The organism is Paraburkholderia sp. BGA-UO-ETr-F12 (genome assembly GCF_059567945.1).
The window spans coordinates 276,709-297,724 of record NZ_JCAQOZ010000029.1 but is presented as its reverse complement, the minus strand read 5'-3'; the positions used below and the strand labels follow the sequence as shown (position 1 = coordinate 297,724).

The window sequence follows — 21,016 nt, the reverse complement described above, 5'->3', positions numbered from 1 at the left end:
TGCACTAGATGTGTGCGTTCATACAACTAACGTCCTTTCTGCGAATATCTGCGAGAATCCAACCTGAACAGTCCCCAGCATGAAAGGTCTGCCGGCATGCAGGCCTTCCCGCTGCCTTCCCGCTGCCTTCGCGCGGCCGGCCGTGGTGAGGAATCTGTAAATACAGGGTATCGCAATGCAAATATTCGTCGGAAATGGGCAGGCGCATGAAAGGTAGTGCAACCGGCATCGGGCGCAAACTCGAACTCCTGTATGGATTGGTTGCCTCGCGGGTATTTCACCACGCGTCGACGATGTTGAGCGGCGACGTAACCTTCGCGCGCGTCATCTCCCTGTTTCACCTCCATCATCACGATTCACAGACCATTGCTGAATTGGCCGAGGCAACTGGCTTAAGTCATGCCGCGGCGAGCCGTATGGTCGACGGGTTGTATCGGGAAGGCGTGGTGGATCGTCGGGAGGCGGCCGAGGATCGCAGGCAGAAGTGTGTTGAATTGACACCTGCTGGCCTGAAAAAAATCGAGGCCATGCGCCAGGTAACAACTGAGGCCTACGCTGAGATGATGGCGCAGGTGCCAAAGGAGCTGCGTATCAGGCTCGACGAGATTCTGCTGGAACTCGAGCCGTATGTGATCCCTTCTGAAGCAGAGCGAGGAGCCCGTCCGAGTAAACCTCAGCCGCGTCGCTAAAGCTGAGGAAACGCACTCATGAGCGATAAATCGTCGGGCCGCTTGGGAGAGCTGGTGTCAATCGCCGTAACACACACCGCTTCAAATCTGGACGACTTTGCGTCCATGCCACATCAAGCGAATAGCGCTCGACAAAAGTACACAAATCCAGACAAACCGGCCGTGGACGGAAGAAATACTTCCGCTTAACATTCGCCCGTTCTTGTAAAAATCGGTAATACACCGAAGACATTCATAGTCGATTTGCCTGATCTCATCAACAAAGAGGTCTGGATTTCCGCCTGGTAATCGCTCTGAAAAATCTGGAATTTCATAGTAGATGAAATCGTCGATCGAATCGTTCGCGCGCTCGCTGCCGGTACTGATGTATCACCATGTTTCAGAGTCGAATGGCGCGCTGAACATCTCACCCGAGTGTTTCGAATCACAGATGAACTGGCTGGCACGCAATGGATATGTCACGCTCACCGCGGACGAATTCGCGCGCTTCCTGCGCGGCGCGCCCATGCCTGATAAGTCGATTCTTTTGACATTCGACGACGGATACCTGGACAACTATATTCATGCGCATCCTTGTCTCGAGCGCTACGGCTTCAATGCCGTCATGTTTCTCGTGACTGGTCGCATACACGACGGTCCTGTTCGATCCGCCATGACCACAGGCGTGGCAAAGAGCATGTCGCACGCAGAGTGTGAGCAACGCGTCCTGGACGGTCGCGCGGACGATGTCACGGTGCGCTGGAGCGAGATCGAACTCATGCGAAAGGCCGGAACGTTCGAGTTCCACAGCCACACGCACACTCATGTGCGCTGGGACATACAGTGCGGTGATCCGGTCAGCAAGCGGCATCGCATCGCAGAGGACATCGAGATATCCAGATGTATTCTGACCGAGCGCACGGGTACGGTATCGACGCATCTGTGCTGGCCTGAAGGCTATTACGACGACGACTATATCGAGGCTGCACGAGCCGCCGGTTTCGAATACCTGTACACAACGAGGAATACTCGTCGCAATAGTCCGGGTAGCAATCCATACGAGATACATCGCATGGCGGACAACGGCAAGAACGGGGAGTGGCTGGCGCGGAAAGTACGCCGCTATCAACATCCGCAGTGGGGCGCCGCTTACTACTGGTTCAAGCAACTAAGGGAATTCGGAAAGAGCGTGCGTCTATGAGGATTCTCTGCACCATGGACGCTGCGCCGCTATGCCAGACACGCTCCTGTTGATCGAAGACGACCTTCCGCTCGCAGCACTGACGGCTGAGTTTTTGCGCTCCGAAAATTTCGAGGTTGCGATTGCTCACCGCGGTGATGTGGCGGTGAAGATGATCGATGCCGTACGCCCGGATCTGCTCGTGATGGACGTCATGCTGCCGGGCATGGATGGATTCTCCCTGTGCCGCGAGATTCGGTCCTCCTATTCGGGGCGGATTCTCATGATGACGGCACTGGACGAGGACGTTGAACAGTTGATGGGCTTCCATGTCGGCGCCGACGACTTTGTCGTCAAACCGATCGACCCTCTATTGCTCGTGGCCCGCATTCGCGCCCTGTTGCGAAGGGACGTTCGCCGTCCCAGGCCCGGCCGGGTGTTCGATCACACGTTTGGGCGTTTCCGGCTTGATCTCCGTGCTCGCAGGGCCTGGCTGGACGATAAAGCCGTCGCGTTTTCGGCGGCGGAGTTCGACCTCCTGGCGATTTTCGCTCGCCATGCCGGCACGCCGCTCAACCGGGACCAATTGCTGCAGAACCTCCGCGGCGTGGAGTACGACGGTCTCAATCGATCAATCGATATGCGCGTGTCCCGGCTGCGGAAAAAGTTGGCGAACCTGCATTGCCCGGTGTCGATCCGCACCATCACTACGCAGGGCTATCTGTTTGCCGAGATATCGGGCGAGGAGTAGTCCATGAGGTTGTCACTGAGGCGCTGGTCGATCATTGTGATCGGCATCGGATGGACTGGCGCGATCCTTGGTTTGTTGTGGCTGTCGGCCTCCACTGCGGTCGGCATCAGCGAATACAGTTTCCGCCAGTTGATGGCCGGTCCCGGCTACCTGCTTGCGGAGCAACTTCGACCGCTGTCGGCGGTGCAGCGCAAGCAGCGGTTGATACAGCTACGTCAACACTTCCAGTATCCGGTCGAGCTGGTCGCGACCGACAGCGTTGAACTTTCGCCGCAAGCGCGCACCATGCTCCTGCATCAGCAGGCCGCGCAGACCAGCGACGAGGAGATCGCGTACTTCGCACTCGACAACGACACGCTGATCCAGTTCGGACCGATGTGGGGCAGCGCTGCGCTGGCGGATGTTTTACGTTCTCCGGTTTTTCTTTTGACCGCGGTAGCCGCGAGTGCTCCCATCGTGGGTTTTTCGCTCGCTGCCTGGCGGCGCAAGCGACGATGGTGCCGCGACTTGCAGGCGATCACTGCCTGTCTTGCCGACCTGGTGCGGTCGCCGGCCGTGATGCTGCCCGCCGTCGACAGGGAATGGATGCCGCTGATGCTCGCCATGCGCAGGCACGTCGAAGACCTGTCTGCGATGAACGAGCGTCACAAGGAGGTGTCGCAAGCGGTCTCGCACGAGCTGCGTACCCCTCTCGCAAGGATGCGCTTTGCCATGATGCTGCTTGGCAGGAGCGAGGACGTGGCGACCCGGAGCCGTTTGCAAGAACGACTGCAACTGGATGTCGACCGACTCGAATCGCTCGTACGTGCGAGCCTGCGTTTCGCCAGACTGAACGATGCACCGGCGCGCATCGCCCGTGAACCGATCGCGGTTCTGACATGGCTGCGCGAAGAGCGCATGAATGTCGAGGACAAAGGGTTCGTGATCGAAGTCACCGCACAACCTGAAAATCTCCAGTTCACGGGCGACAGGGATCTGCTGCATCTGATCGCCCGCAATCTGCTCGAGAACGCGGTTGCGCACGGTCGTTCTCACGTCCTGGTGAGCGCTTGCCTCGACGCGACCCGGCAGATGATCCTGGAGGTCGAGGACGATGGCCCCGGCATTGCCGCGGAAGATCGCGAACGCGTGTTCGAACCTTTCGTCAGGCTCGCTCATGGTGGCGAGGAGAGAGGGGGATTCGGGCTTGGACTTGCCCTCGTGCGGCGGGCAGTCTTTTTGCAAGGCGGCAGCATTGGCATTTCAACCAGTGCGTTGGGCGGTGCGTGCTTCCGCGTGGCCCTGCCGTCGCCCGCATGACCCCGCGGTGCGTGCGCTGTTACTCGCGGTGACAACACCGCGTGTGACTGTCATTTATGCTCGTTTCAGACGTTGTGCGCTGGCTGAGATGTTGACGCCGCGCTCGCACAACTTATCTGCAACGAACCGACCAGGAAGCTCATGCGGGACATCAAATCAAAGCTTATGATTCTTTGTGCAACAGTGTGCCTCGGTGCCTGCGGCGGCGGGGAAGATGCCACTGCCAGATCCGAAGCGGGAAAGCGCAGCGTGCAGAAAGGCTTGATGGCACAACCCTATGTCACGGGCTCGATTCTGCCCGACCACATTTCAGCGGCTGAGCGCGATAGCCAGGTGCAGGCATTCTACAAAGCCTGGAAAGCCAGGTACGTGGTGCAGGAATGCGGAGACGGGCGCTATTTCGTCAAGGTCAATGCGGATCACCGACCCGTTGGCGGCGATACGGCGCCTAAGACAATAACCGTATCGGAAGCTCACGGTTACGGCATGTTGATCACCGTCATGATGGCGGCACATGACGACGACGCTCGCAACGTCTTCGACGGTATGGTCCGGTATTTCCACGACCACCCGGCCCAGTCGAGCCCGCATCTGATGGCCTGGAATCAGGTGGAGGGTTGCGTCGACGCGGGAGGAAGGTTCCGCGGGAAAATCAGCGCGACCGACGGTGATCTGGACATTGCGTATGCATTGTTGCTGGCCGACCGGCAATGGGGTAGCGATGGCGCCATCAACTATCGCGAGGAAGCGCGGGCAGTGATGCAAGCCATTCTTCAGTATGAAGTGCACCCCACAGGCAAACATCTGATGATCGGTGATTGGGCCGGAACGGATGGCGATCGGGCGATCGAGTACACGACACGGTCATCCGATTTCATGCAGTCGCACCTGAAGGCATTCTTCTCCGACAGCGGCGATGCAAGATGGCTCGCGGTCCGGGATCGAACCTATGTGATCGTCGGCGATATCCAGCAGCGCTACAGCCCGAATACCGCGTTGATGCCGGACTTTGTCGCCCACCTCGACGGACAGCCCAAGCCGGCGAAGCCAGGTCTGGTTGGAGACCGGAGGGACGGCGAGTATTCGTGGAACGCGGCTCGCTATCCGTGGCGGGTCGGGATGGATTATCTGCTATACGGCGAACCGCGTGCGTTCGATGCGCTCGGCACGTTCAACCGTTGGGCGCGATCCACCACGGGTGACGACCCCGCGTCGTTCGCCAGTACCTACCATCTGAATGGCGTGCCTGTCACGGCTGAGGGTAAGAACAGCCTGGCGTTTGTTTCCGCGTTAGGTGTGTCGGCGATGATCCATGCGGACAACCAGCAATGGCTGAACGCGATCTGGCAAAACCTGCGCGACCAGAGCCTGGAAAACAACGACTACTACGGCAATACGCTCAAGCTGCTGTCGATGATTGTCATGTCGGGCGCCTGGCTGCGGCCTGACGTTGCGAGCGGAGCCGGTGCGTAGACACTGCGTTATCAGCACGCAGTGTGGGCCAGGGTACGACTGGCTCGAACCATTCGGAAATTTTTGAGGCGACATGCGGTTATGAAGATTCTCTACACCAATTTTCATACGGGCGACGGCGGCGGTCATACCACCTATATCCTGAATCTGGCAGCAGCACTAGGGCCGCGCCACCGTGTGACAATTGCGGCGCCCCGCTCAAGCCGGCTCTATCTGTACGCGAGGCAGATTCCCGGCGTCGAAGTCGTCGCGATGGGATTTCGCAATACGTTGACGTCGATGATCGGAACCGGGCTGGCGCTGCGTCGTCTGATCGAAAAGCACGGTTTCGATATCGTCCACGTCAATGGCTCGGCAGATCATCGCATCGCGATGCTCGCTACGATGGGATTGGGTAGAGACAGCCCGTGTATCGTCTTTACAAAACACAATGATCTTCCTGCGCGGGGCGTGACCACCTGGTTCAAGGGTAAGTTGGGGACCGATTCGGTCATTTGCGTTTCAGCGTACACACGTCGCCGGTTGGCGCAAACAGTCTATGGACGCAAGGTCAATCGGGTTGTAAGGCACGGTATCGATCTCGGGCGCTTCGCCCCTGTGAGTGCTGCCGCCGTTAGCAGGATTCGAAGCCGCTTTTTGCCTGGGATTCCAGAGGATGCGCTGGTGGTCGGCAGCGTTGCAGGCATGGATGACAACAAAGGCTGGCTGGACATGGTGACCGCGGTGGCCATGTTGCCCGATTCACTACGCAAGCGCGTCCATATTGTTCTCGCGGGGCAATTACCCGATGCAACCCAGCGCTCGAGGGTGGCCGCACTGGGGATGACGAGGCAGGTGACCTACACCGGAATGCTTCGGGACGTTCGGCCGGCGGTAGCGCTTATGGACGTGGGCTTCGTGCTCTCGCAGCGGGAAACGCTGTCGTTCGCGTGCCGGGAAATGATGGCGATGGGCAAGCCGGTGATAGTCTCCGACACCGGTGGCTTGCCCGAGAACGTGACCCCTGGCGAGGATGGGTGGCTGGTCCCGCCAGGCGGGCACGGCTACATCGCACAGCTTCTCATGCTTCTGCTGTGCAATCCGTCCGAGGTCGAGCGCGCTGGCACCGCTGCACGTGCCAAAAGCGAGGCGGAGTTTTCATTGCAGATTTTCGCGGCCCGTACGGAGGCGGTTTACGTCGAGTGCTTATCAAGAGTCTCGCCGTTGGTCGCAGAAAAAGGTCTCGCTCAACGGGTGGCGCGGGGACGCGCCGCCTCAAGCGCGTCGTAATTGAGCGAGTGTGCTGAATACCCGTGACCGCTGCGGAGCGGCTGCGTAGTCGTGTCGGGAGCGAGATCCGCATCGATCGGCTGCTGCATGCTACGATTCATCGACGATCACGAACGGTCACAATGGAGTCAGCCATGTGGGACAGGATTGCACGCATTCTCGCAGGCGCGCCCACGCGACAGATCCGGCTGCTCCTGAACGCGGGGCAGCACTGATCCTCTCGCGCCGGACTGTCGGCCAGGGGCTAGTATCCTTCATACGAGAATTCCTCGCAGATACAGATGGAGGCCGCCCTATGGGGACCTGTCGAAACTGCAATATGTCATTCGACTTCGATCGCGTCGAGCCGGAACTGGCTGGACAAGGATTCCTTTTTCCTCCGTCCTCGCTCAGGCGGACCTCGACGTATCGGTGTTGCCGTTACGCGGAGCGTCCCCATGTTTAAGGTAAATTGGTCGTTCTCGAGAGCGCCTTTTAGCGGAACACCATGAAAAACGGAAAACCAAAACTAACGCGTCGTGATGCCGACGGTCTTTTCCCCGACCTGCAGCAAGGCGGCGCCCGTCTCGCTAGCCGGCCTGATAACCCGTTCGGAGAAGACGTATCGAGACCAACCGATCGACGCGATCGCGGCGAGGCGAAGCTTTGGAAAGATAACCTCGTTACCTTGCCTGCCGCGATCGAGTTGCCGCCGGGCTACGAATCGGCGTCGCACGTGCGCGATGCAATGGAGCGCGCCTGGCGTATGAAATGGGTCCGGGAAAGCGGCAATGAGGTTGTGGCGGAATTTCCCGAAGGCTGGGCGGCTGCTCGGCCACCCAGCGGTGCAGTGGAGTTAAAGGACGCAACTGGCGTGGTCCGGGCTGTATACGGCTGGGCAGGAGATGCTGAAGTGAGACTTCTGCCACGATATCGTGTCGAAACGCAGGAGAACAGTTCGAGCGGCCTTGGCAGTCTGCTTGTCCGTGATCGCGAGAGCGGACAGATTCTCGAGAGGTCGTCGACGTGGTCCGCGAAGACCGGGACCAACCACCCTGACTGGGCACGACTGTCGGCGTGGCTCGACACGCAATATCCGCTTCACCGGGATCCGCTGCGCCTGTGGACGGATTGCGAAGCTAATCGCGGTTGAATTCGGCTCAACAAAGGTCCGTCGCCGCGAGGCCGTCGTCACAAGCGAACACCCAGACACCATTACCATGCAACACCTGAAATACCTGACAGGCTACCCAGCCGGGCTGCAGGAAAAAGTCAAAAAGCTGATCGCCGACGAACAACTCGGCGCTTACCTCGCGAAGCGGTACCCCGACACGCATCAGGTGCAGACAGACCGGGCCCTGTACGAATACTGCTCGGAGCTCAAGCGCGATCACCTTCGCAACGGCGCGCAAATCGACAAAGTCACTTACGATAGCAAGCTCGACGTTGTGCGCCACGCACTCGGCCTGCACACGAGCATCTCGCGCGTGCAGGGCGGCAAGCTGAAGGCGAAAAAAGAAATCCGCATCGCTTCGCTATTCAGGGAGGCTGCGCCGGAATTCCTGAAAATGATTGTCGTGCACGAACTTGCTCACTTGAAGGAAAGCGACCACAACAAGGCGTTCTATCGCCTCTGCGAATTCATGCAACCGGGCTACCACCAGATCGAATTCGATCTGCGTCTGTATCTCACGTATCGCGATCTGACGAAAAACCAGACTTGAGCGCCAGGCTTAAGATGCGCAATGTCGGGCGGCGCGTACGAACGGTCGTCCGAAGCTCCGCATCAGGAGCATCAGGCAGCAACCGCTTCAACGACCGCCGACGCCGTCAACAACACCGGAATCGACTTCGAAGTCGGCGTCCCCGCGCCATCGGCAACTGAAGAGAGCGGCACCAACGGATTCGTTTCCGGATAGTAAGCGCCAAGACACCCACGCGGAATGTCGTATTCCACCAGCAGGAAACCGGCCGCGTGGCGCTCGATTCCGTCGGCCCACACGCTCGTGATATCCACGCGCTGGCCCGCAGCGAAACCCAGCATCGCCAGATCGTCCTTGTTGGCGAACAGCACGCGCCGCTGTCCATATACGCCGCGGTAACGGTCGTCGAGGCCGTAGATCGTCGTGTTGTACTGATCGTGTGAACGCGTCGTCATCAAGGTCATCAGACGCTCGCCGTGTTCCGCGCGCGCCTGATGAATCGGCGTGTCGACGTCGATCGCGTGCACCAGGAATTGCGCCTTGCCGCTCGGCGTTTTCCAGATCCGCTCGCGCGACGCCACGCCCAGGTGAAAGCCGCCCGGGCGCTTCAGGCGTTCGTTGTAGTCGTGAAAGCCGTCGATCACCTGCGCGATGCCGTCGCGAATCAACGCATAGTCGGCTGCCTGAGCGAGCCAGTCGACCTTGCCGCTGCCGAGCGTGGCGTGCGCCATGCGCGCGACGATCGCAATTTCCGAGAGCAGATTCTCCGAAGCCGGCTTGTTCATGCCGTACGAGATGTGCACCATGCTCATCGAATCCTCGACGCTCACGCCTTGCGCCACGCCATTTTGCAGATCGATTTCGGTGCGTCCGAGCGTCGGCAGAATCAGCGCATCGCGTCCGTGTATGAGGTGGCTGCGGTTCAGCTTGGTCGTGATGTGCACGGTCAGCTCGCATGAGCGCATGGCTTCCCATGTGCGCGGCGTGTCCGGCGTCGCGATCGAGAAATTGCCGCCGAGTCCGATGAACACCTTCACCTTGCCGTCGAGCATCGCCTGAATCGTGTTGACGACATCGAGGCCGTGCTCGCGCGGCGGCTCGAAATCGTAGACTTCGCCGAGCCGGTCGAGAAACGCCTGAGTCGGCCTTTCCTCGATGCCGACCGTGCGGTCGCCCTGCACGTTCGAGTGACCGCGCACCGGGCACAGGCCTGCGCCGCGGCGGCCGATATTGCCGCGCATCATCATCAGGTTCGACAGGATCTGCACTGTCGGCACGGAATTCTTGTGCTGCGTTAGGCCCATGCCCCACGTCGAAATCACCGCGCGGCCCTTTACGTAGATATCGGCGAGCTTCAGCACGTCTTCAAACGGCACGCCCGATTCCGCGACGATGGTGTCCCAGCTTTCGGCGCGCAAGTCGTCGGCGAAGGCATCGAAGCCCACCGTGTGTTCGGCAATGAACGCGACGTCGAGCACGCGTTCGAAGCCCGAGGCCAGTGCTTCGTCGTCGAGTTCGATCACGCGTTTGGCAACGCCCTTGATGAGCGCGAAATCGCCGCCGACTTTCGGCCGGATGAACACGGAGCTGATCTTCGTGCTGCCCATCGTGATCATCTCGACCGGATGCTGCGGGCTGGCAAAGCGCTCGAGCCCACGTTCCTTCAGCGGATTGATCGACACGATGGTCGCGCCGCGCTTCGCGCACTCGCGCAGCTCGCCGAGCATGCGCGGATGGTTGGTGGCCGGATTCTGGCCGAAAATCAGCAGCGTATCGGCGTGCTCGAAATCGTCGAGCGTGACCGTACCCTTGCCGATGCCGACCGTGTGCGGCAAACCGCGGCTGGTCGCTTCGTGGCACATGTTCGAGCAATCGGGGAAGTTGTTGGTGCCGTACATGCGCACGAACAACTGGTACAGGAAGGCGGCTTCATTGCTGGCGCGGCCGGACGTGTAGAAGGCGGCGCTGTCGGGATTGTCGAGGCGCTTGAGATGATCGGCGATCAGATCGAACGCTTCGTCCCAGCCGATCGGCACATAGCGGTCGCGCGCGGCGTCGTAGACGAGCGGGTCGGTCAGGCGGCCGTGCTGTTCGAGCTCGTAATCCGACTGCGCCATCAGTTCTTCAACCGTGTGCGCCTCGAAAAAAGCCGGCGTCACGCGCTTGCTGGTGGCCTCAGCCGCCACGGCCTTGACGCCGTTTTCGCAGAACTCGAAGGTCGACGCATGCTCGCGGTCCGGCCACGCGCAACCCGGGCAGTCGAAGCCGTCCGGCTGGTTCTGCTTGAACAGCATGCGGTAGTCGCCGCCCGTCACTTTTTCCTTGAGCAGGTTGAGGGCGACGTATTTGAGGGCGCCCCAGCCGGCGGCGGGGTGGGTATACGGTTCGATGCGAGCTTCGGGTTTCTTCATGATCTTGCGGCCTAATGTGGCCTGGACGAGGCTTTTATGCCGATGCATGGAAGCCTACTGTGTTCCAAAAGCGCCGCAGCATACAGAAAATCGGAAAGGAGAGGGATACAGTTGTTTGATATTTGTCATAGACTGGCGTTCCCGCGCACGCGTTTGTTTGAGCCAGGTCCTTGAAACTGTACGAAAAACTCGCTGATGAAATGACCGAAGCCGTGCGCCGCGGTGTCTTCGCGGCGGGCGAGCGGATTCCGTCGGTGCGGCAGGCGAGCCTGCAGCACGGCGTCAGCATCAAGACCGTGCTGCACGCTTACGCGTTGCTGGAAAGCCGGGGGATTGTCGAGACCCGGCCGCAGTCGGGCTATTTCGTGCGTGACGCGGTAGCGACGGCGGCCGCGCTCGACGAGCCGCGCCTGAACCGCCAGCCGGCAGCCCATACGCCACCGGTCGCCGCCACGGTCGACGTGAGTCGTCTCGTGCTGTCGACCCTGCGCAGCATCCGTGCGCACGACGCCGTGCCGCTCGGCTCGCCGTACCCCGATCCGTCGCTATTCCCGTGGCGGCGCATCAACCAGTACGCGAATGCGATCGCCCGGCGCCACGCGAGCTGGAATCTGATCGACGACCTGCCGCCCGGCAATCCCGAGCTGATTCGCCAGATCGCGCGGCGCTATGCCGAGAACGGTGTGCCGGTCGACCCGGACGAAATCGTCATTACGCTCGGCGCGACAGAGGCCATCAATCTCAGCTTGCAGGCGGTCGCGAGGCCAGGCGATACGGTTGCCGTCGAGTCACCGACTTATTACGCGATGCTGCACGCCATCGAGCGTCTGGGCATGCGCGCCATCGAAGTGGCGACGCATCCGGTTCACGGTATCGATATCGAGGCGTTGGCCGAGATCATCAGCCGGCAGAAGATCGCTGCGTGCATGGTGATGCCGAACTTTCAGAATCCACTCGGCTTCCAGATGCCGGACGCGCGCAAGCGGCAACTGGTCGAACTGCTCGCCGCGCATGAGATCCCCGCCATCGAGAACGACGTCTATCAGGAGCTGTACTTCGGCGAGGCGCGGCCGTCGACCCTGAAGAACTTCGATACGAAAGGGCTGGTGCTGCATTGCGCGTCGTTTTCGAAGAGCCTGACCGCGTCGTACCGGATCGGTTGGGCGATGCCCGGGCGCTATCGTGCGCAGGTCGAGAAGCTGAAGTTTCTGAACACGCTGACTACGCCTTCGGTGCCGCAAGTCGCGGTCGCCGATTATCTTCGGCAGGACGGTTACGACCGGCATCTGCGGCACGTGCGCAAGCTCTACCGGCAACAGGCGAGCATCATGATGGCGATGGTGCAGCGGTTTTTTCCGGCGGGCACACGCATGTCGACGCCGCAAGGCGGCTACGTGCTGTGGGTGGAGTTGCCCGAACGGGTCGATTCGATGCGGCTTTATCAGGCGGCGCTCGCGCGCAGCATTACGATCGGCCCGGGCATGATGTTTTCGATGCGCGACGATTTTCGCCATTTCATGCGGCTCAACTACAGCTATCCGTGGACGGCGCAAACCGAAGCGGCATTGAAGACGCTGGGTGAGCTGGTGGCGCAGATGGCGCGATAGCGTCGTGTCATGGTGGGCGTGAGCCGCCAGGGTTTGAAAGAGGTTTGAATCAGCGCTGAGGCAGATCAGCGCTGAGGCAGGTTTGAGGCAGGTTTGAGACGGGCTTCAGAAAAAACGAGGAGACATTCACGATGGAAGACAACGAACTCGATCCGGTGCTGCTCGCCATCCTGGCGCAGTTGTGGCGCGCGTATCAGGAAACGCCGGGCGGCGTGTGGTCGCTGGCCAAGCTTTCCAAGCAGGCCGACGTGCCCATGAGCGCCTTGCGGCGGCAGTTGACGGCGCTGACCGACGGCGGTCTGGTGGACACCACGTTCAACGAGGAGGGCACCGGAACCGCGCGGCTGAGCGAGATTGGCCAGGGCTTATGCGCGGATCTGTTCGCTGACGGTGATCAGGCTGACCCCGCTGACCCCATTGACCCGCCGCCGCAGCTTCATTGAATCGCAGTGCAATTCGGTGCGAGGACGTCGCGGCAGGCTCGGACGCCGATCCCAAACGGGTTTTGCGCTTATCAAGATACGAATTCCGTTATGGGCGAGATAACGGGAAATATTTTTTGTGCTGAAATTGACCTTCGAATATGGCCCCTTATGCTGGTGCCTTGCCCGGGACACACCCGCGCTGTGGCAGGCACCTGGAAACCCTTTTCGGAGAATTCATGAAAGCAACGCTGGCGAGAGTGCTGAATCACTCACTGCGCATCAAAACCGTCCGGACCGTTCTCGCCGCCGCGCTCGGCGCGTCCCTCGCGTTCAGCGCCGCGACGGCGACAGCCGCGAGCACACAGCCGCTTGGCATCGCCTTCGTCTACCTCGGCAATCCGGGCGACGCCGGCTGGACCTATGCGCACGAGCAGGGCGTGAAAGAGATCGAGGCGAAATTCGGCGACAAGATCAAGGTGACGCGCGTCGAGAACGTACCGGAGTCGGCGGATTCGGAGCGGGTGTTTCGCGACCTGGCGTCCAAGGGCAACAAGATCGTGGTCGGCTCGAGCTTCGGCTTTCAGGATTTCGAGCTGAAGGTCGCCAAGGATTTTCCGGACGCGGTATTCGAGCATGCGACCGGCTACAAGAAGGCCGCCAACTTCGCCACCTATGACGTGCGGACCTATCAGAGCGCTTACCTGGCCGGGCTGGTCGCCGGTTATACGACGAAGTCGAACACACTTGGGTTTGTCGGCTCGGTACCGGTGCCGGAGGTGGTGCGCAACATCAACGCGTTCACCATGGGCGCACGCTCGGTCAACCCGAATGCGCGCGTGAAGGTCGTGTGGATCAATAGCTGGTTCGATCCGGGCCGCGAAAAGCAGGCCGCCGAGACGCTGATCGGCCAGGGTGCCGACGTGCTGATCCAGAACACCGATTCGACGGCGACGATGCAGACGGCCGAGCAGAAGAAAGTGCATGCATTCGGTTGGGACTCCGACATGAAGAAGTTCGGGCCGAACGCGCAACTGGGTGCATGCGTGAGCAACTGGGGCGTTTACTACTCGCATCTGGTGCAGCAGGTGATGTCGGGTACGTGGAACAACTCGCCGGTATGGTGGGGGCTGAAAGAGAAGGCGATCGATCTGGCCGACATCAACACGGACGCGGTATCGCCGGCGGCGCAAAAGGCGCTGAACCAGAAGCGCGACGACATCATCTCGGGCAAGTTCAATCCGTTTGCGGGTCCGATTACGGATCAATCGGGCGCGGTGAAGGTCGCCGCGGGCAAGTCGCTGAGCGATGCGGAACTGTTGCGCCTGAACTGGTTCGTGCAAGGGGTGGACGGCTCGTTGCCGAAGTAATTGATTGATACGGTTGCCTAACTATTATTATTAAGGGAGATCGCCCGTGAGCCTTACCGTTCTGACCGATGCCGGCGCCGCAGGTGCGGCGCCGACTTATCCGCCGCAGGGTTTAACGCCGACACACGAGCAGATCGTGCGGCATTTGCGGCATTCGAGCCGGGTAGCCGAACGGGCGACGCTGCTGGGGCATCATCCGTTCGGCGCGGTGCTGATCGGCCCGGATCAGGAGACCGTGCTGATGGAGCAGGGCAATGTCGACACGGTGAATCACGCCGAGTCGGTGCTGGCTCGCGTGGCGGCGCTGAACTTCACGCCGGAGTACTTGTGGAGCTGCACGCTGTACACATCGGTCGAACCTTGCTGCATGTGCGCCGGCACGATGTATTGGGCCAACATCGGCCGCGTCGTGTTCGGCATGACCGAGAAACGCCTGCTGGAGGCGACCGGCGATCACGCCGAAAATCCGACCATGAGCGTGGATTGCCGCTACGTGTTCGACCACTGCCAGAAGCCCGTCGAGGTGATCGGCCCGGTGGCCGAGGTGGAGGCGGAGGTGATGGCGGTGCAGCGGAGATTCTGGAGCGCAAGGTAGCGCTATTGCTCGTTCGTCGACGAGAGCATCGCCAGTCCGCAGAACCAGTCGCCACCGTGCGGCTGATATTTCCATCGCCCGCTGCTCTGCCTGATCACGGTGGAGCACTGGTCGTTCACGACGATCCCCGGATTTGCCGCGGTGCATCGCAGCATCGCGGTTTCGCTTTGCTGTAGCGCGGGCATGACAGCTTTGCGCCGGAGCTCCGGTTCCGCGGGGGTATCCGGTGCGCCGGTTCGCATGCTTTCGATCAGCCGCTGCAACTCCTCGATTCGCGTCGCATACCACGTCCCCAGACACCCGGCGTCGCGGCAATTCGCTTCCCGCCACGCCCACTTGCTGTCACTGTCGGTGAGAAACGCGCGACGGTCGGTGACCCGTCGCCGTGCTTTCCAGTACAGTTGTCCAAGCGTGTCATCGAGCTTCGAGAGCGCGGGGTCGTTGCAGATCATCCGTTCGGTGAGCGAGCGTCCCCGCTTGCAGTCGAAGCTGGTAGCGTGAGCGGGCAGATACGTGAGCATCAGTGCAGCGACAAGGAGGGGGCGGAAGATTTTCATCGTGGTCTCGGCAGTGCATGGGTTTTTCATGCAATGGATGATCGACCGGGTCGCCGGAGTACAGATGCCCGAGAACAGCGTGAATTCGGGTGGGTGATTACCAAATCTTGCCTTGCATGGGCCACCCCAGGTCATGCGCGCCAATGCGGGACGCGAAAAATGGGAGGAGCAATGAAACAACACCTCATGCCATGGCTATACGCGGCGGCCGGCCTGCTGGCGTTGCCCGCAGTGGCTTTAGCGCAGTCGCAGGCCTACACGAACAGCAGCGTCAATGTGCGCGCCGGGCCTGCCAGAGACTACCCCGTCGTGACGCAGTTGCCGGGCGGGGTGCCCGTGACCGTGATGGGTTGTATCAGCGGTTACCAATGGTGTGACGTCGCCGCGCCGAATCTGCGTGGCTGGGTCTATGCAGGGCGGCTCAGCTATCCCTATCGGGGCAGCAATGTGCCGGTGATGAGCTACGGCACCGTGATCGGCCTGCCGATCGTGACCTTCTCGATCGGGACTTATTGGGGCAATTATTATCGCGGGCGGCCGTGGTACAACCAGCGCTCGCGTTGGGCGAATCATCCGCCGCCTCCGCCGCCAAGACCCGGTGCGGGACGGCCGCGGGGAGGCCGTCCGCCAGGCGGACCGCCGCCGGGGAATGTGGGGGGCCGTCCGCCACCCGGGAATGTTGGCGGTCGCCCGCCAGGTAATCGGCCGCCGGGCAACGCGGGTGGCCGTCCACCGGGCAATGCAGGTGGCCGTCCGCCGGGTGGTCAGCCACCGGGTAATGCAGGTGGCCGCCCGCCGGGTGGTCAGCCACCGGGTAATGCAGGTGGCCGTCCACCGGGTGGTCAGCCACCGGGCAATGCGGGAGGCCGTCCACCGGGTGGTCAGCCGCCGGGCAACGCAGGTGGCCGTCCGCCAGGCGGGCGTCCACCGGGTGGCCAGCAAGGCGGCGGGAATAATCGCCCAAGTGGGCCGTCACAGGGCGGCGGAGGCAGACCCCCTGGAGGTGGAAACGGCTGAGGCATCCGGGGCCGGTCTATCCGGCCCACACGTGCTCCTCAGTACGCCGCGTTCAGAAACGCCGAGCTGACGGCTCGCAAGGTTTCCTGCGAGCGCGGATCGCTCAGCCGCGTATGCAATACCACCTTCGAGGTCGGCAGCGGCGGCAGGCCGAGTTGCTCGCCGACCTCGATCGCACCTGCTGGCGCCACGCGCTGCGCCAGTGCGGCGACGGCAAGTCCCGCGCTGACGGCGGCGCCCACCGCCATCACGCCACCGCCGACGAATACCTCGGTCCACGCGATCCCGGCCGTATCGAGCGCATCCGTCGCAATCGCGCGAATCCCGCACGGCGCAGCGAGCGTCGCTAGCCTCAGCGGCTGCCCCTCGCGATGTTGCCAGCCCGGCGCAGCGAACCAGCCAAGCCGCTCCTCGGCCAGCAGTTGTCCATCGCTGCGATGGCCCTCGCGGCGGCCGATTGCCGCGTCCACTTCACCCCGCTCGAACCACGCCAGCACGTCGCGCGACGCGGCAATGCGTACCTCGATGACGAGCAGCGGATCGTAAGCCGCGAGCCGTCCCAGCAAGGCTGGCAGATTCGGCCCGGCCACGTGATCGCTGATGCCCAGCTTGAGCCGGCGTTCCGGCGTGTCGGCGGCGCTTCCCGCCAGGACGCGTTCATGAGCAAGCAGCAATTGCCGGGCGGCGCCGATGAACACATCGCCGCGCGGCGAGAGCCTGACCACCCGCGGCGTGCGCTCCAGCAAGCGGTAGCCCAGACGCTCTTCGAGCCTTTTGAGCTTGAGGCTCATCGCGGCTTGTGAGGTGTCCATGACTTCGGCCGCGCGCGTGAAACTGCCGAGATCCGCCACCAGCACGAAGGCCTGGATCGCATCCAGATCGAGAGGACGGGAGAGGGTTGACATATTGAAACTTTATTGCAGATATAAATCACCATATCTTGCTGTAATGATCGCGGCGGCGCAAGCTCATTACCAGTCGAAACGAAGAGGAGTTCGCCATGCTTGCCAAACAATATTTGCACCGTCTGCCGTCCACCTATGACATGGGAATCATCCGCGAACGCGCGACGCGGCGCGGCCCGCTGTGGGACGACACCGAAGGTCTGGGTTTCAAGGCCTTCGTCGTCCGTGAGCGGGGCCGCTATGGCGCCACGGCGAACGTGTATTCCGCGGTGTACCTGTGGCTCGACGCCGAGCAAACCGCCGACTTTTTCATGGGCTCGCGCTTTCAGAACGTGATCGACGATTTCGGCCGGCCCGAGGTCGAAACCTGGTTGCCGCTCGACGCCCGCAAGGGGCCGGCGCAGCGGGCGCTCGCCTTGTATCGCGACGAACAGCCGATCGGCGAGCAGGACAACCGCGCCGAGTTGCGTGCCGCGCTGACTGAGGAGAATCGCCGCATCGCGGAGCAGGACGATACGGTCGCCGTGGTCTCCGCGCTCGATGTCGCCAACTGGAAGCTGATCCGTCTCACGTTGTCGTCGGCGGCGCCGGTCTCCACCGCGGGCCGCACGGTCTACGAGGTGCTGCATCTCGCGCGGCCGGGCGTCGCGAGTCTGAAGTGAGTGCGTGTGGCACATCAGGCCACGGCACGTTCAACCGTGGCGGCGCCAACAGTGGGGCGGCTGAAAGCGGTTCGACAGCCGCGCCTGTTGTGCGCGATTCACACGCGCGAGCCGCTCCGCTCGATGCCCGTGCAGTGCTGTCCGCCCATCTGGCAGGGCTGGCGTTGACGGCGGGCTCGATCACTGGATTCACCGTGTTGATGGCGCCGTTGCTGCATTGGCTGGCGAGGTAGCCGCTCGGCCGAAGTATTTCGCGCTATGCACCGCGATTAAAGTGCGCCGCCCTCGCGTAAACCCCGGTGCGCCGCGTACACTAACTTGCCGATGTCGGGTTAGGGGGCGCACAAATGACACGCGAAGCGACATCAGATTACGCGATGGGAGCAACGCCTGAGAGCACCCGCTACGGGCCGGATCGGGCCGAGGGTGTGCTGGCTTCGGAGCGGACGGTGTTGCGGCTGATTACCCGCAATACTCCGCTGCCGGAATTGCTCGATGAAGTATGCCGCCGCGCGGAAGCGCTGCTTGGCGAAGGCGCAGTCTGTTCGATCCTGCTACTGGATGCGGACGGCGTGCGCGCACGCGTGGGCGGCGCGCCTTCGCTGCCGGCACATTTCAGTGCCGCGATCGACGGCGTCGCGATTGGTCCGGGAGCAGGCTCGTGCGGCACTGCGATGTTCGAGCGGCGCATGGTGACCGTCGAGAATATCGAAACCGATCCGCTGTGGAACGATTTCCGGCATCTCGCGTTGCCGCTCGGCTTGCGCGCGTGCTGGTCGGTGCCATTTGAAAACGATTCCGGCACCGTGCTGGGCGCGTTCGCGGTCTATCACCGCACGCCGCGCCGGCCGAGCGCCGAAGAGGCGGCAATACTCTATGACATCAGCCACAGCGTCGGTCTCGCCGTTCACCAGGACGCCATGGCGCAACGCCTTGCACGCAGCGAGGAGCATCACCGGCTGGTCGTGGACCATCTGAACGAGGGGATCATCGTGCAGGCGCGCGACGGCGTGGTGCTGGCCTGCAATCCGAGTGCGCGACGTATTCTGCGGGCGAGCACCGAACTGATCGGCCGCGACATTCTGACGGTGATGGTGCGGGCGTATCACGAGGATGGCTCCATCGTCACCGAGGCCGCTCGTCCCACTAGCCGGGTGCTGGCAAGCGGTAAGCCTCTGCTCGGCGTCACGATCGGCCTTGAACTGATCGGCGGCGATGTCATCTGGATTACTGAGAATGTCGTGCCGATCATCAAACCGGGCGATAGCGAACCCAGTTCGGTGTTGATTTCGTTTACGGACATCGGCCCGGTGCGCGAAGCACAACGTCAGCTCAAGTTTCTGGCCACCCGCGACCCGCTGACCGGGCTCTACAACCGCGCCTATCTCGCCGAGCGGATGCGCGATCTGTTCGCGCCGGCGGGCATGGCCGGGATGGGCGAACTGGCGCGGGTGGCCGTGCTGTTCGTCGATCTGGATGGCTTCAAGAAGGTCAACGACACCGCGGGTCACGAGGCGGGGGATGCGTTGCTGTGCAGCGTGGCGCAGCGGTTGTCGGCGTGTGTCGCTTTCGGTGACACGCTCGCCCGCGTGGGCGGCGACGAGTTCGTGATCGTGGTCAGCGCATACGAAAACACCGCTCAGCTGATCGCGCTCGCCCAGCGCATTCTCGACACGATCGCGGTGCCGTTCGCGGTGGCGGACAACGAGTACTACATGGGCGCGTCGATCGGCATCAGTCTGTTTCCCGAAGACGGCCAGGACGTGCCCACGCTGATGCGTAACGCCGACTCCGCGATGTATCACGCGAAACAATGCGGCCGTAACAATTTTCAGTTCTTCACGGCCGAATTGAATCAGCGCCTGCAACGCCGCTTCATGATCGAGCAGGCCTTGCGGCGCGCGCTCGCTACCGACGAACTGAGCCTCGTGTATCAGCCGATCGTCGATAGTCAGTGCGGCCGCACGATCGGCGCCGAAGCGCTGCTGCGCTGGTACAACAGCGACCTGGGCAATGTCTCGCCGGTGGAATTCATCCCCGTGGCCGAAGACGCCGGCCTGATCGTCGAGATCGGCGCCTGGGTGCTGGCCCGCGCCTGCGAGCAGGCCGCGCAGTGGCGGCGCACGCTCGCGCCGGATTTGATCGTTGCAGTGAATCTCTCGCCCAGGCAGTTCAAAGGCGGGCTGGTGGAGCGGATCGAGCGCTGTCTCGAGCAGTCCGGACTCGAGCCGGGCGCGCTGGAGCTGGAGATCACCGAGCGGCTTCTGATGAGCGACAGCGATGCTGTCCTGCCGATGCTCAGTGCGTTGAGCGCGATGGGCGTGCGGATTTCCGTCGACGATTTCGGCACCGGTTATTCGTCGCTGTCGTATCTGAAGCGGTTTCCGCTGCATAACCTGAAGATCGACCGATCCTTCGTCGCCGGGTTGCCGGATCATCGCGATTCGATCGCGATCACCCAGGCGGTGGTGGCGATGGCTCATTCGCTTGGCATGAATGTCACTGCTGAGGGTGTGGAGACCGCGGAGCAGGCGGCGTTTTTGCGCGGGATCGCTTGCGACAAGCAGCAGGGGTATTTTTACAGCCGGCCGGTCGGCGCGAGTGCTTATGCGCGTAGTTTATGTGACGCGCAAGTGGGGATGGCCGGCGCGTCATGACTGTTCTGGCGTTTGCGGCCATGGCTGCAAACGCTGAAAACCACGCCGGCGGGCGGGCTAATACAGCGGGCTATACAACAACCTTGCTGCCACGCGCGCCCCGATCCGATTGTTCAGATTGACGAACAAGTGCCTTCGCGTTCCCGGTATTTATCCGCGCCTCCGGTCTCCCTACAATCCTCCCATCGAATGTTATTTCCGCGCCGTGCCGAAGCGGCCTCGCGCGATGGGAGCCGCAATGGGACCCGTTCTACCCGCCTTGATCAAGAACCAGCTTTACCGGCCATCGGTGGTGCTGCCGATGGTCGCCCTCATGCAGGTGATGGTGTCGCAGGATTTCAACCTCGGGCAGGTCGGTTGGGTTGTCGCGACGCGCGGTGCGCAAGCCGCGCTGCAACGTTCGCGCGAATTGATCTGCGCGGTGCACTGCCACGCCTGAATACTCTCCGTCAGACGCAATCTCTGTCAATCGGCACGCGCGCGCCATCAGT

The 21,016-nt window shown here is 61.8% G+C and carries 20 protein-coding genes; 17 read left to right on the top strand and 3 right to left on the bottom strand.

Annotation, left to right across the window (positions count from 1 at the left end):
- Window positions 1–206: 206 nt before the first annotated feature.
- The 8 genes from AC57B6_RS14000 (at window position 207) to AC57B6_RS13965 (ending at window position 8,343) form a co-directional block, all read left to right on the top strand.
- Window positions 207–689 carry a MarR family winged helix-turn-helix transcriptional regulator gene (locus AC57B6_RS14000; protein WP_167440527.1) on the top strand — a complete coding sequence of 161 codons (483 nt, stop codon included), beginning with the start codon at window positions 207–209 and terminating at the stop codon, window positions 687–689.
- Between the two features lie 319 nt (window positions 690–1,008).
- Window positions 1,009–1,869 carry a polysaccharide deacetylase family protein gene (locus tag AC57B6_RS13995; protein WP_030101648.1) on the top strand — a complete coding sequence of 287 codons (861 nt, stop codon included), beginning with the start codon at window positions 1,009–1,011 and terminating at the stop codon, window positions 1,867–1,869.
- Between the two features lie 31 nt (window positions 1,870–1,900).
- Window positions 1,901–2,599 carry a response regulator gene (locus tag AC57B6_RS13990; protein ID WP_474631084.1) on the top strand — a complete coding sequence of 233 codons (699 nt, stop codon included), beginning with the start codon at window positions 1,901–1,903 and terminating at the stop codon, window positions 2,597–2,599.
- Window positions 2,600–2,602: 3 nt separating this feature from the next.
- The gene (locus tag AC57B6_RS13985; RefSeq protein WP_496421540.1) at window positions 2,603–3,898 is read left to right on the top strand and encodes a sensor histidine kinase; all 1,296 of its coding nucleotides are present in this window, start codon (window positions 2,603–2,605) and stop codon (window positions 3,896–3,898) included.
- Window positions 3,899–4,162: 264 nt separating this feature from the next.
- On the top strand, window positions 4,163–5,371 hold the full coding sequence (locus AC57B6_RS13980) for a glycosyl hydrolase family 8 (RefSeq protein WP_144192253.1): 1,209 nt from the start codon (window positions 4,163–4,165) through the stop codon (window positions 5,369–5,371).
- An 81-nt stretch (window positions 5,372–5,452) separates the two neighbouring features.
- Entirely contained in the window at window positions 5,453–6,640 is a 1,188-nt protein-coding gene (locus AC57B6_RS13975) for a glycosyltransferase (RefSeq protein WP_496421539.1), read from the top strand.
- A 487-nt stretch (window positions 6,641–7,127) separates the two neighbouring features.
- A complete protein-coding gene (locus tag AC57B6_RS13970) occupies window positions 7,128–7,772 on the top strand; it encodes a hypothetical protein (protein ID WP_028199437.1) in 645 nt (214 codons plus the stop codon).
- Window positions 7,773–7,839: 67 nt separating this feature from the next.
- Window positions 7,840–8,343 (top strand): M48 metallopeptidase family protein, encoded by a 504-nt coding sequence (locus tag AC57B6_RS13965; RefSeq protein ID WP_106351490.1) that lies wholly within the window; start codon window positions 7,840–7,842, stop codon window positions 8,341–8,343.
- A gap of 71 nt (window positions 8,344–8,414) precedes the next feature.
- On the opposite strand, the gene AC57B6_RS13960 is transcribed toward AC57B6_RS13965, so the two are convergent.
- Window positions 8,415–10,733, bottom strand: coding sequence for an FdhF/YdeP family oxidoreductase (locus AC57B6_RS13960; RefSeq protein ID WP_046570222.1), 2,319 nt, complete (start codon window positions 10,731–10,733; stop codon window positions 8,415–8,417).
- 170 nt (window positions 10,734–10,903) lie between these two features.
- Between AC57B6_RS13960 and AC57B6_RS13955 the strand changes: the two genes are divergently transcribed.
- From AC57B6_RS13955 to AC57B6_RS13940, 4 genes are all read left to right on the top strand, one after another.
- Window positions 10,904–12,340: an aminotransferase-like domain-containing protein gene (locus tag AC57B6_RS13955; protein WP_216749616.1), complete on the top strand. Its 1,437-nt coding sequence runs from the start codon at window positions 10,904–10,906 to the stop codon at window positions 12,338–12,340.
- Between the two features lie 131 nt (window positions 12,341–12,471).
- A complete protein-coding gene (locus tag AC57B6_RS13950) occupies window positions 12,472–12,783 on the top strand; it encodes a helix-turn-helix domain-containing protein (RefSeq protein ID WP_106351488.1) in 312 nt (103 codons plus the stop codon).
- A gap of 218 nt (window positions 12,784–13,001) precedes the next feature.
- Window positions 13,002–14,132 carry a BMP family ABC transporter substrate-binding protein gene (locus AC57B6_RS13945; protein ID WP_028199442.1) on the top strand — a complete coding sequence of 377 codons (1,131 nt, stop codon included), beginning with the start codon at window positions 13,002–13,004 and terminating at the stop codon, window positions 14,130–14,132.
- A gap of 46 nt (window positions 14,133–14,178) precedes the next feature.
- Window positions 14,179–14,727: a nucleoside deaminase gene (locus AC57B6_RS13940; RefSeq protein WP_028199443.1), complete on the top strand. Its 549-nt coding sequence runs from the start codon at window positions 14,179–14,181 to the stop codon at window positions 14,725–14,727.
- Window positions 14,728–14,729: 2 nt separating this feature from the next.
- Here the strand turns inward: AC57B6_RS13940 and AC57B6_RS13935 are convergent, their stop codons facing one another.
- Window positions 14,730–15,284: a lysozyme inhibitor LprI family protein gene (locus AC57B6_RS13935; RefSeq protein WP_046570223.1), complete on the bottom strand. Its 555-nt coding sequence runs from the start codon at window positions 15,282–15,284 to the stop codon at window positions 14,730–14,732.
- A 171-nt stretch (window positions 15,285–15,455) separates the two neighbouring features.
- On the opposite strand from AC57B6_RS13935, the gene AC57B6_RS13930 reads away from it, so the two are divergent.
- Window positions 15,456–16,301 (top strand): SH3 domain-containing protein, encoded by an 846-nt coding sequence (locus AC57B6_RS13930; protein ID WP_496421538.1) that lies wholly within the window; start codon window positions 15,456–15,458, stop codon window positions 16,299–16,301.
- Window positions 16,302–16,339: 38 nt separating this feature from the next.
- Here the strand turns inward: AC57B6_RS13930 and AC57B6_RS13925 are convergent, their stop codons facing one another.
- A complete protein-coding gene (locus tag AC57B6_RS13925) occupies window positions 16,340–17,206 on the bottom strand; it encodes a LysR family transcriptional regulator (protein ID WP_496421537.1) in 867 nt (288 codons plus the stop codon).
- 95 nt (window positions 17,207–17,301) lie between these two features.
- On the opposite strand from AC57B6_RS13925, the gene AC57B6_RS13920 reads away from it, so the two are divergent.
- From AC57B6_RS13920 to AC57B6_RS13905, 4 genes are all read left to right on the top strand, one after another.
- The gene (locus tag AC57B6_RS13920) at window positions 17,302–17,868 is read left to right on the top strand and encodes a DUF4865 family protein (protein ID WP_496421536.1); all 567 of its coding nucleotides are present in this window, start codon (window positions 17,302–17,304) and stop codon (window positions 17,866–17,868) included.
- The gene (locus AC57B6_RS13915) at window positions 17,865–18,101 is read left to right on the top strand and encodes a hypothetical protein (protein ID WP_281664795.1); all 237 of its coding nucleotides are present in this window, start codon (window positions 17,865–17,867) and stop codon (window positions 18,099–18,101) included. Before AC57B6_RS13920 ends, AC57B6_RS13915 begins: the two co-directional genes overlap by 4 nt.
- Window positions 18,102–18,215: 114 nt before the next feature.
- Window positions 18,216–20,525, top strand: a complete 2,310-nt coding sequence (locus AC57B6_RS13910) for a putative bifunctional diguanylate cyclase/phosphodiesterase (RefSeq protein WP_252888200.1) — start codon at window positions 18,216–18,218, stop codon at window positions 20,523–20,525.
- A 238-nt stretch (window positions 20,526–20,763) separates the two neighbouring features.
- Entirely contained in the window at window positions 20,764–20,964 is a 201-nt protein-coding gene (locus tag AC57B6_RS13905; protein ID WP_028199450.1) for a hypothetical protein, read from the top strand.
- The last annotated feature ends 52 nt before the right edge of the window (window positions 20,965–21,016 follow it).

Excerpts from the sequence above, each read along its gene's own strand:
- AC57B6_RS13910 (WP_252888200.1), top strand. The coding sequence starts at position 18,216 with ATGACACGCGAAGCGACATCAGATTACGCGATGGGAGCAACGCCTGAG.
- AC57B6_RS13960 (WP_046570222.1), bottom strand. The coding sequence starts at position 10,733 with ATGAAGAAACCCGAAGCTCGCATCGAACCGTATACCCACCCCGCCGCC.
- AC57B6_RS13980 (WP_144192253.1), top strand. The coding sequence starts at position 4,163 with ATGGCACAACCCTATGTCACGGGCTCGATTCTGCCCGACCACATTTCA.
- AC57B6_RS13905 (WP_028199450.1), top strand. The coding sequence starts at position 20,764 with ATGGGACCCGTTCTACCCGCCTTGATCAAGAACCAGCTTTACCGGCCA.
- AC57B6_RS13930 (WP_496421538.1), top strand. The coding sequence starts at position 15,456 with ATGAAACAACACCTCATGCCATGGCTATACGCGGCGGCCGGCCTGCTG.
- AC57B6_RS13965 (WP_106351490.1), top strand. The coding sequence starts at position 7,840 with ATGCAACACCTGAAATACCTGACAGGCTACCCAGCCGGGCTGCAGGAA.
- AC57B6_RS13925 (WP_496421537.1), bottom strand. The coding sequence starts at position 17,206 with ATGTCAACCCTCTCCCGTCCTCTCGATCTGGATGCGATCCAGGCCTTC.
- AC57B6_RS13970 (WP_028199437.1), top strand. The coding sequence starts at position 7,128 with ATGAAAAACGGAAAACCAAAACTAACGCGTCGTGATGCCGACGGTCTT.
- AC57B6_RS13935 (WP_046570223.1), bottom strand. The coding sequence starts at position 15,284 with ATGAAAATCTTCCGCCCCCTCCTTGTCGCTGCACTGATGCTCACGTAT.
- AC57B6_RS13945 (WP_028199442.1), top strand. The coding sequence starts at position 13,002 with ATGAAAGCAACGCTGGCGAGAGTGCTGAATCACTCACTGCGCATCAAA.
- AC57B6_RS13985 (WP_496421540.1), top strand. The coding sequence starts at position 2,603 with ATGAGGTTGTCACTGAGGCGCTGGTCGATCATTGTGATCGGCATCGGA.
- AC57B6_RS13995 (WP_030101648.1), top strand. The coding sequence starts at position 1,009 with ATGAAATCGTCGATCGAATCGTTCGCGCGCTCGCTGCCGGTACTGATG.
- AC57B6_RS13920 (WP_496421536.1), top strand. The coding sequence starts at position 17,302 with ATGCTTGCCAAACAATATTTGCACCGTCTGCCGTCCACCTATGACATG.
- AC57B6_RS14000 (WP_167440527.1), top strand. The coding sequence starts at position 207 with ATGAAAGGTAGTGCAACCGGCATCGGGCGCAAACTCGAACTCCTGTAT.
- AC57B6_RS13990 (WP_474631084.1), top strand. The coding sequence starts at position 1,901 with ATGCCAGACACGCTCCTGTTGATCGAAGACGACCTTCCGCTCGCAGCA.
- AC57B6_RS13975 (WP_496421539.1), top strand. The coding sequence starts at position 5,453 with ATGAAGATTCTCTACACCAATTTTCATACGGGCGACGGCGGCGGTCAT.
- AC57B6_RS13950 (WP_106351488.1), top strand. The coding sequence starts at position 12,472 with ATGGAAGACAACGAACTCGATCCGGTGCTGCTCGCCATCCTGGCGCAG.